General features: G+C 35.3%; 15 protein-coding genes. 9 read left to right on the plus strand and 6 right to left on the minus strand.

Annotated elements, in window-relative coordinates:
- The first annotated feature begins 32 nt into the window (after positions 1–32).
- Together AC5XHR_RS12170 and AC5XHR_RS12175 are read left to right on the plus strand one after the other, a co-directional pair.
- Positions 33–530 carry a DUF456 domain-containing protein gene (locus tag AC5XHR_RS12170; RefSeq protein WP_495951070.1) on the plus strand — a complete coding sequence of 166 codons (498 nt, stop codon included), beginning with the start codon at positions 33–35 and terminating at the stop codon, positions 528–530.
- Entirely contained in the window at positions 530–1,042 is a 513-nt protein-coding gene (locus AC5XHR_RS12175; RefSeq protein ID WP_495951071.1) for a hypothetical protein, read from the plus strand. The genes AC5XHR_RS12170 and AC5XHR_RS12175 overlap by 1 nt, the downstream gene beginning before the upstream one ends.
- Here the strand turns inward: AC5XHR_RS12175 and AC5XHR_RS12180 are convergent.
- The gene (locus tag AC5XHR_RS12180; protein WP_495951124.1) at positions 1,032–1,673 is read right to left on the minus strand and encodes a uracil-DNA glycosylase; all 642 of its coding nucleotides are present in this window, start codon (positions 1,671–1,673) and stop codon (positions 1,032–1,034) included. The genes AC5XHR_RS12175 and AC5XHR_RS12180 overlap by 11 nt on opposite strands.
- A gap of 90 nt (positions 1,674–1,763) precedes the next feature.
- Here AC5XHR_RS12180 and AC5XHR_RS12185 point away from each other — a divergent pair, with 90 nt between their 5' ends.
- Both AC5XHR_RS12185 and AC5XHR_RS12190 read left to right on the plus strand, forming a co-directional pair.
- The gene (locus AC5XHR_RS12185) at positions 1,764–3,905 is read left to right on the plus strand and encodes an endonuclease MutS2 (RefSeq protein WP_495951072.1); all 2,142 of its coding nucleotides are present in this window, start codon (positions 1,764–1,766) and stop codon (positions 3,903–3,905) included.
- Positions 3,906–4,032: 127 nt separating this feature from the next.
- Positions 4,033–4,935 (plus strand): alpha/beta fold hydrolase, encoded by a 903-nt coding sequence (locus AC5XHR_RS12190; RefSeq protein WP_495951073.1) that lies wholly within the window; start codon positions 4,033–4,035, stop codon positions 4,933–4,935.
- A 58-nt stretch (positions 4,936–4,993) separates the two neighbouring features.
- On the opposite strand, the gene AC5XHR_RS12195 is transcribed toward AC5XHR_RS12190, so the two are convergent.
- Positions 4,994–5,857, minus strand: coding sequence for a TraB/GumN family protein (locus AC5XHR_RS12195; protein WP_495951074.1), 864 nt, complete (start codon positions 5,855–5,857; stop codon positions 4,994–4,996).
- Between the two features lie 247 nt (positions 5,858–6,104).
- Between AC5XHR_RS12195 and AC5XHR_RS12200 the strand changes: the two genes are divergently transcribed.
- The 5 genes from AC5XHR_RS12200 (at position 6,105) to AC5XHR_RS12220 (ending at position 10,547) form a co-directional block, all read left to right on the plus strand.
- The gene (locus AC5XHR_RS12200) at positions 6,105–6,449 is read left to right on the plus strand and encodes a PadR family transcriptional regulator (protein WP_495951075.1); all 345 of its coding nucleotides are present in this window, start codon (positions 6,105–6,107) and stop codon (positions 6,447–6,449) included.
- A 27-nt stretch (positions 6,450–6,476) separates the two neighbouring features.
- Complete coding sequence (locus AC5XHR_RS12205; protein WP_495951076.1) at positions 6,477–8,213, plus strand: PspC domain-containing protein; 1,737 nt, start codon at positions 6,477–6,479, stop codon at positions 8,211–8,213.
- 360 nt (positions 8,214–8,573) lie between these two features.
- Positions 8,574–9,146, plus strand: a complete 573-nt coding sequence (locus tag AC5XHR_RS12210; protein ID WP_495951077.1) for a 1-acyl-sn-glycerol-3-phosphate acyltransferase — start codon at positions 8,574–8,576, stop codon at positions 9,144–9,146.
- Between the two features lie 6 nt (positions 9,147–9,152).
- A complete protein-coding gene (locus tag AC5XHR_RS12215) occupies positions 9,153–9,587 on the plus strand; it encodes a PaaI family thioesterase (protein ID WP_495951078.1) in 435 nt (144 codons plus the stop codon).
- Between the two features lie 3 nt (positions 9,588–9,590).
- Entirely contained in the window at positions 9,591–10,547 is a 957-nt protein-coding gene (locus tag AC5XHR_RS12220; RefSeq protein ID WP_495951079.1) for a chorismate-binding protein, read from the plus strand.
- Here the strand turns inward: AC5XHR_RS12220 and AC5XHR_RS12225 are convergent.
- Genes AC5XHR_RS12225 through AC5XHR_RS12240 form a run of 4 tightly spaced genes read right to left on the minus strand, consistent with a single transcriptional unit; the run spans position 10,537 to position 13,878 of the window.
- Positions 10,537–10,734 (minus strand): hypothetical protein, encoded by a 198-nt coding sequence (locus AC5XHR_RS12225; RefSeq protein WP_495951080.1) that lies wholly within the window; start codon positions 10,732–10,734, stop codon positions 10,537–10,539. The genes AC5XHR_RS12220 and AC5XHR_RS12225 overlap by 11 nt on opposite strands.
- Positions 10,735–10,745: 11 nt before the next feature.
- Positions 10,746–11,348, minus strand: coding sequence for a MarC family protein (locus AC5XHR_RS12230; RefSeq protein ID WP_495951081.1), 603 nt, complete (start codon positions 11,346–11,348; stop codon positions 10,746–10,748).
- A gap of 40 nt (positions 11,349–11,388) precedes the next feature.
- Positions 11,389–13,137 carry a BatD family protein gene (locus AC5XHR_RS12235; protein WP_495951082.1) on the minus strand — a complete coding sequence of 583 codons (1,749 nt, stop codon included), beginning with the start codon at positions 13,135–13,137 and terminating at the stop codon, positions 11,389–11,391.
- The gene (locus tag AC5XHR_RS12240; RefSeq protein ID WP_495951083.1) at positions 13,138–13,878 is read right to left on the minus strand and encodes a tetratricopeptide repeat protein; all 741 of its coding nucleotides are present in this window, start codon (positions 13,876–13,878) and stop codon (positions 13,138–13,140) included. It abuts the gene before it with no gap.
- Positions 13,879–13,892: the final 14 nt, after the last annotated feature.

Here is a 13,892-nt window from a genome sequence, read left to right on the forward strand (position 1 = left end):
ATATTTTTATTTTTATCCCAGAAACCCACTTTATGGATTACACTTTAATTACACTTATTAGCTTAGTTTTATTAATTCTAGGCATGATTGGCACCATACTTCCCGTTTTACCAGGCTTATTGCTAAGTTTCTGCGGCTTGTTAATTTACAAATTCGGGACCGATTCGGATCTCAGTATGGTTTATATTATCCTTTTTGGATTGCTCACGCTCCTTTCGGTTGTTCTCAATTACGTAATCCCAGCCAAAACCAATAAAAAATTCGGCGGAACTCGTTGGGGAAGCATTGGCTCTGTGGTTGGAACGTTTGCTGGATTATTCTTTATTCCAATTCCTTTTGGCTTCCTTATCGGGATGCTTGTAGGCGTTTTCATTGGAGAATTATTGCACGATATGAAAGATAAGAAAAAGGCTTTCAACTCAATGAAAGGGGCATTTGTTGGATTTATTTACGGAACTGGATTTAATTTTATGGTAGGTTTGGCTATGTTTTTGGTTGTACTTGTTCATTCCTTTAATTCACTTTGGTAATGAAAATTCAAACAATACTAGCGTTAAGTCTTTTCACTTTGGGCATTTCATGTAAAAGTCAAAAAGTTGAAGATTCAAAAGACCCAAATAAAATAGAAACAACTAATACGGAAGTCTCCGTGGGAAACTCTCCCATTGTCAAAAAAGATGGATTGTACATACTGAAAGAAGGACAAACCTTCTCCTTACCGAATGAAAAAATGAATATTACGTTTCATCAGATTTCGGAAGATAGCCGTTGTCCGAAAGAAGTTAATTGTATTTGGAGTGGCGTTGCTGTGGCTGATTTAGAATTTACAGGTTTTATTGCACGACCGCGAAAAGCAAATTTAGCGTCTATAAATCTACCAAGTAAAGGATATCAAAAATCGTATGAATATCAAGGCTATACAATAAGTTTGGAACAAGTTCTTCCCGAAAAATCTAATAAATCTACTACAAAATCAGGCTATACAATTGGTTTAAAACTAGAAAAAAACGGAAATAAGCCTGACATTCATCCTACCAAATAATTTCTTTTTTCCCGATTGATTTTAAATACGTGTTAATTTTAGAAAACGGTTTGCTTCCGTAAAAACCACGATAAACAGAAAATGGCGACGGATGCGCAGATTTAATGATGAAATGTTTTTCCGGATCAATTAACGCTTCTTTTTTCTGTGCAAAAGCGCCCCAAAGAACAAAAACGACATTTTCCTTTTTTGCCGAAAGCTCTTTAATAATGAAATCAGTAAACGTTTCCCAGCCTAAATCTTTATGAGAATTCGGTTCGTGAGCTTTCACCGTTAATGTTGCATTCAACATCAAAACGCCTTGTTTCGCCCAATCATCCAGTTCATTGCTTTTACGATCGATATTGAGATCTTCTTTCAGTTCGGTAAAAATATTTTTCAACGATGGCGGTGCTTTCACTGCGTCCGAAACCGAGAAACACAAACCATTTGCTTGAAAATCATTATGATACGGATCTTGACCAATAATGACAACTTGAACATCTTCGAAAGGCGTCAACTCTAAAGCTCTAAATATTTGATTTTTAGGTGGAAAACACTTTGTTGTAGTATACTCAATTTTTACTTTTTGCAAAAGCTTTTCAAAATAGTCCGAGTTCTTAATCGGAGCCAAAACATCATTCCAATTCATAAATGCAATCAAATAAATTCCGTCCAAAAGTAAGAATTCGCATTCAGAAAAAGCCTTAGATTTTTAAAATTATCTCAGTACATTTGCGCTGTGAACATTGATAAAACAGATTTTGTTGAATTAGAATTTCCGGAACTTCTTTCCGAAATTGCTCCCTACGCTTTTTCGCCAAAAACGGAAGAGCAAATTATGAATTTACGTCCCATGCCTTTTGAGGACGCAGAATATACCTTGAAAAAAACGTCGGAATTTCTGACAAGTTTTGAAAGTTCGAACGCGATTCCCTTCCATGAATATGAAGATATTGAAGAGGAATTGAAGTTGATGCTCATCGAAAATTTTCGATTAGAAAATAAAGCGTTCATCAAAATTAAAAGTCTTACCGAGCAAATCGGCAAGTTGCAAAAATTTTTACCTGCTTTAGACGAAACCTTTCCTACGCTAAGTTCTGAAGTTAAAAACTTGGTTTACAAAAAGGAAATCATAGACAAGATTGATCGTGTTTTCAATCGTTTTGAAGAAGTTAAAAGCGATGCATCCCCAGAATTAAAAGTTCTACGAACGGAAATTCAACATGCGCGAAAAGCCATTGATGAGAATTTCAATCGATCTTTGACCACCTATTCTGAATTCCTTGAAGATATTCGTGAAAGTATTGTTGAAGATCAACGTGTTCTCGCTGTAAAATCAGGTTTTAAAAAGCGAGTTTCAGGACGTGTTTTAGGAATTTCGAAAACAGGTTCCATTACGTACATTCAGCCAGATTCGGTGGTAAAACATTATTTTAAACTTCGCGAAAGTCAGGAGGAAGAAAAGAAAGAAATCGATCGAATTCTACGAAAATTAACCGCTGAAATTTCAGAATTCCAACCAGAATTAACGGATTATCAAACGTATATTTTCGATTTGGATTTGGTTCGTGCGAAAGCCAAGTTTTCGGAGAAAATCAATGCTATTTTACCCAAATTAAATAAGCATCAAACCTTACGATTACGAGAAGCGTATCATCCATTGCTTTGGTTGAAAAATAAAGCCGCGAACAAACCCATTTATTCGCAAACGCTTTCGCTGAACGAACATAACCGAATTATTTGTATTTCGGGACCGAATGCAGGTGGAAAATCCATTACTTTAAAAACAGTTGGATTGCTTCAATTGATGATTCAGAGTGGAATTTTGGTTCCTGTCCATCCAAAATCGGAAATGTTTTTCTTTGATCAAATCATGACCGATATTGGTGATAATCAATCCATTGAAAATCATCTTTCCACCTACTCTTCTCGATTGAAGAAAATGTCCAGTATCATTCGTCAATCCAACGAAAATACCCTTTTGTTAATTGATGAATTTGGAACCGGATCGGATCCGGAATTAGGTGGCGCGCTCGCTGAGAGTTTCTTAGAATTTTTCTACGGAAAAAAGAGTTTTGCGATTATCACAACGCATTATACTAATATTAAATTGGTGGTGGAACAGCTTCCCGCAGCAGAGAATGCAGCGATGTTGTTCGACGAAGAATCCTTGGAGCCTTTATACAAATTAGAAGTTGGGCAAGCTGGAAGTTCATTTACATTTGAAGTTGCCGAGAAAAATAAAATTCCAAGATTCATCATTAAATCGGCGAAGCAAAAAGTAGAAAAAGATGTTGTGAATTTGGATAAAACGATTGTTAAACTTCAGCAAGAAAAATTTGAAGTTGAAAAATTGAAAACCAATCTTGCCGAAACCAAAGAATCGGTGGAAGATAAGCGTGATAATCTTCAAAAATTGAATCAACAATTAGAGCAAAAGCTTTTCAACTTTCAAAAACTGTATGAAGAAGAGCATCGTAAATTGCAATTCGGAAATAAGATTGAAGCCTTTATCGACAGTTATGTTAAAGGAAAATCTCGGAAAGATGTTGTCCGTGATTTTATAAAAATTTTGGAGCAAGAAAAATTCCGAAAATTGGATACCGACAAAGACGAAAGTAAGCGTTTGCAAGTTATCAAACGAAAGATTACGCAACAATTGAAAAAGGAAAATATCCAAGAAAAGATTGCAGAAACGAACGAAAAAATAGAAACCAAACGTCAAGAAGAACGCACACTTTGGCTGAAACCTGGTCAACGCGTGAGAATTGCGGGCGGAAGCAGCGTTGGGACGATTGAAGAAGTGAAAAAAAATAAAGTGATTGTGAATTATGGAAATTTCAAAACAACGATTGACGCCGATCAATTGGAACGAATTTAAAATTCAATTCACTAAAAACCACCAACTAAAAGAAAAATTTCAATGAAATAAATCATTTCAAAGCCGAAATTCATTGAAACCAATTTTATATCTTTATTAAAAATTAATTATGCTGAAACGGATACTTGTGTGGACTCTCATTTTCTTTGTAGGATGGCTCGCTTTTCTGTGGATAAAATATACGTTCTTCAACAAAGTGTATTCGCAACCCGAGATCAACAGCATCTTTGCGGAAGAATCTTTGACACCACCAGAATACGATTCAGTAAATTCGGATGGTTATCAGATTTACTATTTATCGAACAAAAAGAAGGTACAAAATGAAGCCAAAAAGCCGTTTCTGATTCTTCTTCATGACAGTGGAAAAAATTCGGGACATTTTTTACGCTATTTCAAAAATCAGGATTTCAATAAAAACTTTCGAATTATTGCCTTAGACCGTGTTGGATTTGGGAAAACTCGAATTTTATTTCCCGCAAAAGACAGTATTTTAAACCCGAAAAATCAATTGGTTTCTCAACATTTTCTTGAAGATGTTTTGAAGAAAGAAGGGTATCAAGACGAAGAAGTTCGTATTCTTTCAACGGGAAGTGCGGCTATGGCTGGTTTGAAAGCCTATTTGGGCGTTGCTAGTCCGAAAGTTCGCGTTCTTATGTTCTATCCGAAAATTGACCCTCGATTTTTTGCAAGTCGGTGGATTAGTGAATGCATCGCTCAAAGTCCCATGAAAGTTATTTTCCCAACTGCATATATTAATAAGCATAAAGATTTACTATTTTGGGATCAAGTGCGGAATGAAGAGCGCAACCAATGGTTTAAATTGGCTCGAATGAAAGAAATGGAAATCCGTAAAGAAAAACAAGATTACTCGGCGATGTGTTTCTTTGTGACGCACAGTAGTTTTGAGAGTAAAATAAACGAAATTGCAGGTAAAAACTTCTTTAAAACCCACGAAGTTAAAAGAAGAAGCATCTTTAGAAATCCGGAATTTGTTTACCAAGAAATGCAGCTTTGCAATTCGAAAAAATAAAAAATAGGCGGCCTTTCTTCGAAAGGCCGCCTATTCAATTTTATATCTAAAAGTCTATTTAATTAACTGGAGTTACCGTATATCCTTGCTTTTGTAAAAGCATAATTACCCCTTCTTTTCCTAGTAAATGACCCGCTCCCACAGCAAAAAATGTCGAATTATCAGTCATTAGTTCTGGCATCATTTTCGCCCAATTTTTATTTCGATTATTCAGTAAAAGATCTTCTTGCTCTTGTGTCATCTCTTTACGATCCTTCATTAATACATCTAGCGTAGCCAAATCTTCATCCAAATATGCTTTTTTAAGTTTAACCATCATCTCCTTTCCTTCTTCGAATTTTGAAACCGTTTTTACCAAATCACTTGGTGTCAGGAATTTTCCTAATATTTCCATTTGCTCTTTTGCAGATTCTAATCCACCGATAATTTTGTCACCAGAAGCGGCTAGATTCATTAATTCAAGGTCAATCATTTTCAATTCTGTTGGTGCACAATCAAAATATTTCACCATTAACAAAGAGTTGATTACCATTGGGGACATGCCTTCAACATCTTCAAATCTATAACCAAACTTCGAGATATTTGCTTTCATCACTTCCACTTCTTTTGGTGAAAGAACGTCGCTCAGCTTTTGTTTTGCCATCATTGCAGATTGCATAACGGTCATCGTTTCAGGATCGGAAAAATTTACTTCCATCATAAATTGTTCGGAAGAATTAAGGGCGTTTTTCACTTTATCTTTTATCTGAAAATCCTTTGAGCATAACATATGATAGGTTCCGAAAACATAAGAAGGATTCTTCAATCCGTTCCCGCTCACCTTCCAAAGAAGTGAATTTTGGTTTTGTGAAAAGCCTAAAACCGCGATTAATACAAGAACTAGCGAAGCAAATTTGGTCAATGTAGACGTAAATCTATTCATGATTTTTATTTTTTTTTGAATGTATACTAAGTAAGTAATAGAAACCAATTTTTGTTACACTTTAAAACATCAAAAAAAATCATTAAAAATTTTTATTATTGAAAATCAGTTAGTTATAAATTAAATTAAAATTATTTTACTACTTTGTATTGCATAATACCAATTAAAATATATATCTTTGTCATATAAAGTTGAAGGTATAACTTTTATCGCGATTAATAAATAACCAAAAAGTTCTTTAATATCAATGAATACAGAGAATACGAAAGCGCAAATGCGAAAGGGAATTCTAGAATTCTGTATCCTTAGTTTAATCCACGAAAAGGAAATGTATGTTTCTGACCTGATGGACGAACTTAAGAAAGGAAAACTAGATGTGGTAGAGGGAACACTTTATCCCCTTCTTACCCGACTAAAAAATGGTGAGTTTCTCACCTATCGATGGGAAGAAAGCACAAGTGGACCACCTAGAAAGTACTATCAAATAACAGAAAAAGGTAGAATGTTTCTCGCAGAATTGCAGAATACATGGCAAGATTTGACAGAATCCGTAAACCAAATTACTAAAAATAATAACCAACAGACTCCGTAAAACGACTGTTCTTACAAAAGATTAACAATGAATAAAACACTCTCAATAGGATTAGCCGGTTTCTCATTTGTTATTGAGGAGCACGCATATATAAAGCTCAGCGACTATCTCGCGGCATTAAGAAGCTCTCTTGATGCAACTGAGGCAGACGAAGTCATGCACGACATCGAAATCCGAATCGTAGAAATTTTCAGAGATTCATTAGGAAAACGTGAGGTAATCAACGACGACGACGTAGAGAAAGTAATTGCCCAAATCGGTAGCCCAGAAGCCATCGAAGAGCAAGAAGAAGCATACTATTCTGAAACGAATAGCCAGAGCCAAAAGAAGCAACAAAGACCTTTATTTTCACCTTCAGGAAAACATCTTTTCCGTGATATTGAAAACGGAAAATTAGGTGGAGTTTGCGCAGGATTAGCACACTATACAGGAATGGAAATCACTTGGATGCGAATCATTTGGGTATTGCTTTTCTTCGCTTTAATCCCACTTCCAGGAACGCCATTTTTAGTTCCTTTAGTATATATCATTTTCTGGGCGGTTTTGCCAAGTGCACAATCAACATCTGATATCCTGAAAATGAAAGGAAAGCCTGTGAACTTCGATACCATTAAAGAAGAATCGAATAAAATCGTTCAGTTTGCAAATGAATCTACTCAAAAAGTAGGTGCAATGTATCAAGACAGCAAACCCATGATTAATTCGGCAGGTACCGGAGCTTGGAATGTGATTCGATATATTTTAGGAGTTTTCTTCGCTTTCATATCGATTATGTTCTTGATTGGAGCGTTCTTCGGAGTTGGAATTTCAGCAAAAGCAGATTTCCCTCCTTTCAACGAAATGAACTTCTATTTTGATGAAAACAACTTGTCTTACATCTTAAGTACGATGATTGTTTTAGGAAGTTTGATTCCAGCATTATTATTCGGACTTCTAGCAATCAAATTGATTTCTCCAACGACAAAATTGAGAAATATTGGATGGGTAATCGGAGGTCTATTTGTACTACTAATCGGACTTTCAACGTATTTCGGATTAAGTATGGCAAAACGTGAAATGTTCCTGAAAGGTCATAAAGAAGATACAGAAGAAGTTGCTATTAACACCACTTCGGACACTATTTTTGTTGACATGAAGCAAGTAACGATTCCGCAAAACTTTATAGGTTACGATGATGATATCTATTCGGACAAGAAAATGGTTTATGAGAAGGACAACTGGCCACATATGGAAATCACAAGAAGAGCGGATGTAAAAACACCTTATCTAATCATCAAAAAAGAAGCAAAAGGATACAATTTACCTATTAACGTTTCGGTTCCTGTAGAAATTCGTGACAACAAACTTTATATCCCGAACTTTGTAAAATATCCGTACGAGCACCGTTTCAGAAACTACAGCATCGATTATGAATTGGTACTACCAACAACAACAATGGTTATTCCATCAAAAAACAAAGGAATTAGATTTGATGGAGATTTAGATAACGATGGATTTAATGATTCGGATGATGAATATGGAAATTTCAATAGTCAAAATGGAATTCATTTCGATGAAAATAAAATCACTATTAATGGTTCTACAATTGAGTATTCTAACGACGATAAAGACAGCTTGATTGTAAACGGTAAAAGAGTTCCTGCGAAAAATGTGAAACAATATTTCAAAGACTCATTAAAGTTAGATCCTACAAGTGTTAATGATCTTAACATCCAGATAAAAGACGGTAAAAAAGAAATTACCATAAAAACAGATAAAGACTAGAGAGTGATAAGCTGAAAAGTGGCGAGTACAACGATATCCTAATTTACGGAAAACCACTTTTCTCTTATTGTAAGCCCAAAATTGAACGGTTAAAAACCAATCAAGGATTTTCATAAAAAGATTCGTAAAAAAAATCAATTTTACTATAGAATCTCAAGAAAATCAGTACATTTGTAATGAAAAAAAACACCAACACAAAAAAATGTCATTATGGTACAAGTCGTTTTTGAAATCGTAATCAAACTGATCGATTTCGTTTGCAGCCTATTTTAAGTTTCAAGAACTATAATATTTCAATATATTTGTAAAGTATAACCTGCTTTGGTTATACTTTTTTGCATTTTATAACCTCTATTTTTTATGAAAAAATTTCTTGGTAAATTACTTTTAAAACTTGTTGGCTGGAAAGTCGTTCTTCATGGCGATGTAGACAACCTAGACCGTTGTATTTTAGTAGTAACGCCACACACCCACAATAGCGAATATATTCTTGGAAACTTGGCGTATTGGTCTTTGGGTAAAAAATTAAAAGTGATTATCAAAGATGCGCACACCAAAGCTTGGTACGGCGGTGTTGTGAAAGGTTTGGGCGGAATTGGAATTGATCGTAGCCAAAAAAACGATTTAGTTAATTTCGTTGCGAATGAATTTAAAAAAGATAATTTCAGTTTGGTAATTACGCCTGAAGGAACGCGTAGCTACGTGACTAAATGGAAAAAAGGCTTTTATTATATGGCTTTAGAAGCAAAAGTTCCTATTTGTCTTGCCGTTGGAGATTTCGGTACCAAAACGATGTATTTGGGGTATAAAATCCCGTACGAAAAAATTGTTTCTAGTAGTTATGAAGAGATTTTGAAAGAAATTTCAGACTATTTAATCAAATATAATATTCAACCAAAAGTTCCAGAAAACTGGAATCCAACTATTCAATAAACGATTATGGACGAACAAAAGAAGAAAGAAACGCTCGATTTTTTAAATAATTGGGGACCAAAAACTTTGGGTGGGACCTTAGATATGAAATTTACGGATGTTACCGAAGATACGTTGTCTGCAACAATGCCTGTGACGTCAAAAGTTCATCAACCCTATGGAATTTTACATGGTGGAGCAAGCGCAGCTTTGGCGGAAACGTTAGGCTCTTGCTTATCTTATTTGCATGTTGATATTGAAAAGTTTTTCCCTGTAGGAACTAATTTGAACTGCAATCATTTGCGAGCTAAAAAAGAAGGAATCGTTACCGGAACGGCTTCGTTTATTAGAAAAGGACATTCGGTTCATGTTTCTCAAATCGAAATTCGTGACGAAAAAGGCAACCTAATTTGCCATACAACGATGACTAACAATATTGTTCCGCATTCTAAATTACCTTAAGACATGATTATTTTCAGACTTCCTTTTGAAAATACCATTTATAGCACGAAAGAAAATACTGATGGAGATTTCATCAGTTTTTTTTCGTTCGACAATTCCCAAGAAATTAAAATTCAAGGCGAGATTTTTCCGCTTTCTGAAGATGAGTTGAAAGCAGTTTCTTTTTCGCTGCCTACAAAAGATGAGTCGACTCCAAATGAAACTTTTGATGAGTATGTTGAAAAAATAAAATCGACAGTCGCATTCATCAAAGAAAATGAACTTCCAAAGCTTGTTATCGCTCGAAAGAAGCAAGTTCTGTACAAGAACATCCAAATAGTTGAATCCTTCAAAAACCTAATTAAAACCTACCCTTCTACATTCGTCTATGCTTTTGTACAAGATGGAATTTGTTGGATGGGCGCTTTCTCTGAATTATTAGGAAAATATACACCAAAAACGAAGGTTTTTGAAACCATGAGTTTAGCAGGAACACTACCCATCAATGAAAATTGGACGGAAAAGGAAATTAAAGAGCAAAAGCCCGTGACTAACTATATTGAGGAACGTATGAAACGTTTTGTGACCGATTTACAGGTATCCGAAACCTACGATCATCCGTCAGGAAATATCAAACACTTGCGAAATGATTTTAAAGGAATTTTAGAGGAATCTCAAGTTGAAAATTTAATTCAAGAATTGCATCCAACACCAGCCGTTTGTGGGATTCCGAAAGACTTTTGTAAATCGGCTATTGCGAGATTCGAAAATTTTGATCGCGAATTGTATGCGGGCTATTCCAAAATTCAACTGAAAGAAACAACGTACTATTTCGTGAATTTACGATGTGGAAAATTCTATACCAACCAAGCCGAATTATTCGTTGGTGGCGGAATCACAGCTCTTAGCAATCCTGAAAAAGAATGGCAAGAAACCGAATTAAAATCGGAAGCGTTATTGAAAAATATGGTTATTTCTTAGCAGCACCTACTCGGCTCCACGTATCCATCACGAAAACAATGATTAGCCCAAGAATAGCCGCAGCCAAAGAGAAAATATACTTGGTATTATCTTCATGCATAAAGCCTAAGTTGTAATCAATCGCATAAAAATTGAATGCAATAAACAAAACGAATAATACTAAAAATACTTTATAAACGGTTTTCATAATCTAATTTCTTAAAAATGGACGTACGTCTGAAATAACTGTGCAAAGTTAGCAGTAAATAATTTAATAGAGATCGCTAAAAGGATAATTCCGAAAACTTTTTTCAAAACTTGCAGCGTTCCGTCTCCTAATTTTTGCTCTAGCCAGTTGGCGGTTTTCAAAACGACGTAAACTAAAACGGTATTCAGGATAATCCCAACAATGATGTTGATATCGTAATATTCCGCTTTTAAGGACAATGTCGTTGTCAATGTACCTGCACCAGCGATTAATGGAAATGCAATTGGAACAATGGAAGCTGATTTGGTTTCCCCACTTTTCTGAATTTCAATTCCTAGGATCATTTCAATCGCAATGATGAAAATCACAAATGCTCCGGCAATTGCGAATGAGTTGACATCAACCCCTAAAAATTTCAAAATTTTGTTTCCAACAAACAAAAACCCAATCATCAAAGCACCGGCAACCAAAGAGGCTTTACCAGCGTCGATATGACCAAATTTTTTACGCAAACTCACAATAATAGGAATCGATCCTAAAATATCAATTACGGCGAAAAGTACCATTGTTGCGGATAAAGTTTGCTTTACGTCAAAGTGTTCAAAGAATTCCATAAATTAGAAATTTCGCAAAAATATCAATTTTTTTTGAGAATTATGAAATTTTTGAAAGAATCAACGCGAAATCACGATGCAAATCTTTCAAAAGGTCAATTGAAGGTGCTGGCGCGTACCGTTCCATCTGCATTTTTTCTAAAATACTTTGATATTCTGCTGCAGTCTTATCAGAAACTTTAGCTTGTATTAAGTCTTTTAAATCTGCAAAATCTTGTTTTGAAGCAAAATCATTCAATTCTCGTTTTAGAAAATCAAAATCTTGAAAATAACCTTGTGCATTTTCTGAATTCAATTCTTTTTTCATAAAATCCAATCGAGCCGAAAAGTCCACTTTTTGATTGCTTTTTATTTTTTCCTCAAGTTCAGCAATAGATTCTATTTTCGTTTTCGTTCCTGAATTCGCTTCAACTTCCGCATTTTTCATTCGTCGAATAAAAATCAACGAAACAATTAGTAACCCCGCAACCAAACTCAAAGTGGCAAAATGATTTCCTAGAAATGCCATAACTCCCTTTCCTTTGGTATCTTTAGAAACATCCGCTTCTTTAATCATCGGAAGTGGCACGTTATTTAAAACCGTACTTGTATATTCATTAACTTTCTCCAAAGTTGACTTAGAAGCTTCAATTTGCTCCGCTGTCATTACTTTAACAGGAAGTGATTTCTGACCAAGATTCACATATTTCTTTTCATCAGGATTGAAAAAAGCAAAATCTTCCGCTTGAATATTCAAATTTCCTGCTTTTTGAGGTACAACAACATAATGCGCCTCAATGCTTCCAACCATTCCTGAATCATTAGTTTTCACATTTTTAATGATTTTCGGTGGGAAAATTTTGTAATTCCCCGTTTGTTTTAAAACAGGAAGTTGGTCTGGACTTAAATTCCCATGACCATTAAGCTTAACAACAATTTCCATAGGTTTGTGAAGCTCTACAAACTTCTCTTTTGAAGAGGTAGAAACTTCTACATGATAATTTCCAACCGCATTTTGAAAATTGAAAGGTGCCTCATCAGGTAATTCTTTCACATACAAATTGGATTTCTGTGCTCGAATTCGGTCTTGTTTAACATGATGATGATCTTTCATTTTCACCATGACAGGATTGATGCTCAAACTCCCAGATTCTTTCGGAAACAAAAGATAAATTCCTAAAATCTGAGATAACATGTGCGTTCTTTGATTCATCTCGATATCCGAACGATTGGTGCTAATTGGCTTAAAATCAACATTGGATTGCACGGGCAGAATAATTTCGCCAATACGTCTAAGACTGTTGAAATTTTTAGAATACGCCTTTAAAGTCGCTACTGTAGGCTGATACGCAAAAACTTCGCGCTCACGCATTTCCCAATTAATAACAACTTCGCTTTGCGGCGCTTGAATAACGGGCTCTCCCGCTTCTTCAACACCGATATCAAAAGGTTCTGTTTTATACGGTTTTCCATTTACACGAACAATGGCAGATCCCATCTTAAATGTTCCCGCCTTTCTTGGTTGCAGCTGAACCAAATAAAGCATTTGACTAACCACTTCATTGGTATTCGGATCCTGAAACGTATTGGTTTGGGAAGAACTTCCACGCTCAATAAATTTGGAAAAATCGGGTAAAATGATTGGACCTTCACGCACGAAATCTTGCCCTGTAATCTCTACCGCGATGGTAACAACGACTAAATCTTTTGTTGTATATTCTTTTTTATCTGTAACCAGGCCAATATTTACCTGACCGTACATAAATACAGTTAACATTAAGAATACAGTATGCAAAAGTTTTTGCTTCATTTACCAGTCTTTCTCGTTGCTTTGTGGCACGGTATACGAGTTTTTATTTAATATTTTTCGAGCAGTCTCTTGTTCTCTTCCTTTAATATTATTCAAGATAGCATTTTCTAAGTCTTTCGGCATTTTTCCACCTTGGTTTTTCTTTTGATCATTGGCGTCTTTTCCTTCTCCTTGACCATTTTGGTTTTCATTTCCATTGCCGCCACCTTGTTGGTTTTTACCATTCGGGTCTTGTTCTTCTTTAGGATCTTTACCGTCTCCATTTCCACCTTGACCGCCACCTTTGCCTTGATCTTTTTTATCCTTGTTCTGATCTTTATTTTTCAACATGGCGATTTCGTAGTTTTTACGAATCTTTTCGTTGTATGGATCTTTCTTTAAGGCTTTTTTATAGAATTCGGCCGCTTTGGATGCGTCGTTGGATTGCATGTAGGCATTTCCTAAATTGTAATTGACTGCGTTAATGTCGTCAGAATTTTTAGCGTAGGACAACGCTTTTTGATATTCCGCTTTTGCTTCATCGTACTTTTTCTGCTTGTACAACGCATTTCCCATATTGTAATGAGAGCCGAAATCATTGGCTTTAAGTTTTGCTGCTTCCATATATTTCGTTGCAGCTTTCTCGTAGTTTTTAGAGTCGAATGACCGATTGCCTTCAAAAATTAAGGCATTGTATTGATCTTGTGCAAATAATATGCTCAGATTAATAACTAAAATCAGTGCGGAAAAGAGTTTTCTCATCATTCTCTTGCAAA

This window comes from Kaistella sp. CFF1-2 (assembly GCF_059509915.1).

Coding starts and splice junctions, on each gene's coding strand:
- AC5XHR_RS12240 (WP_495951083.1), bottom strand. CDS start 13,878: ATGAGAAAACTCTTTTCCGCACTGATTTTAGTTATTAATCTGAGCATA.
- AC5XHR_RS12200 (WP_495951075.1), top strand. CDS start 6,105: ATGAATACAGAGAATACGAAAGCGCAAATGCGAAAGGGAATTCTAGAA.
- AC5XHR_RS12230 (WP_495951081.1), bottom strand. CDS start 11,348: ATGGAATTCTTTGAACACTTTGACGTAAAGCAAACTTTATCCGCAACA.
- AC5XHR_RS12170 (WP_495951070.1), top strand. CDS start 33: ATGGATTACACTTTAATTACACTTATTAGCTTAGTTTTATTAATTCTA.
- AC5XHR_RS12180 (WP_495951124.1), bottom strand. CDS start 1,673: ATGAATTGGAATGATGTTTTGGCTCCGATTAAGAACTCGGACTATTTT.
- AC5XHR_RS12235 (WP_495951082.1), bottom strand. CDS start 13,137: ATGAAGCAAAAACTTTTGCATACTGTATTCTTAATGTTAACTGTATTT.
- AC5XHR_RS12220 (WP_495951079.1), top strand. CDS start 9,591: ATGATTATTTTCAGACTTCCTTTTGAAAATACCATTTATAGCACGAAA.
- AC5XHR_RS12205 (WP_495951076.1), top strand. CDS start 6,477: ATGAATAAAACACTCTCAATAGGATTAGCCGGTTTCTCATTTGTTATT.
- AC5XHR_RS12210 (WP_495951077.1), top strand. CDS start 8,574: ATGAAAAAATTTCTTGGTAAATTACTTTTAAAACTTGTTGGCTGGAAA.
- AC5XHR_RS12215 (WP_495951078.1), top strand. CDS start 9,153: ATGGACGAACAAAAGAAGAAAGAAACGCTCGATTTTTTAAATAATTGG.
- AC5XHR_RS12225 (WP_495951080.1), bottom strand. CDS start 10,734: ATGAAAACCGTTTATAAAGTATTTTTAGTATTATTCGTTTTGTTTATT.
- AC5XHR_RS12175 (WP_495951071.1), top strand. CDS start 530: ATGAAAATTCAAACAATACTAGCGTTAAGTCTTTTCACTTTGGGCATT.
- AC5XHR_RS12195 (WP_495951074.1), bottom strand. CDS start 5,857: ATGAATAGATTTACGTCTACATTGACCAAATTTGCTTCGCTAGTTCTT.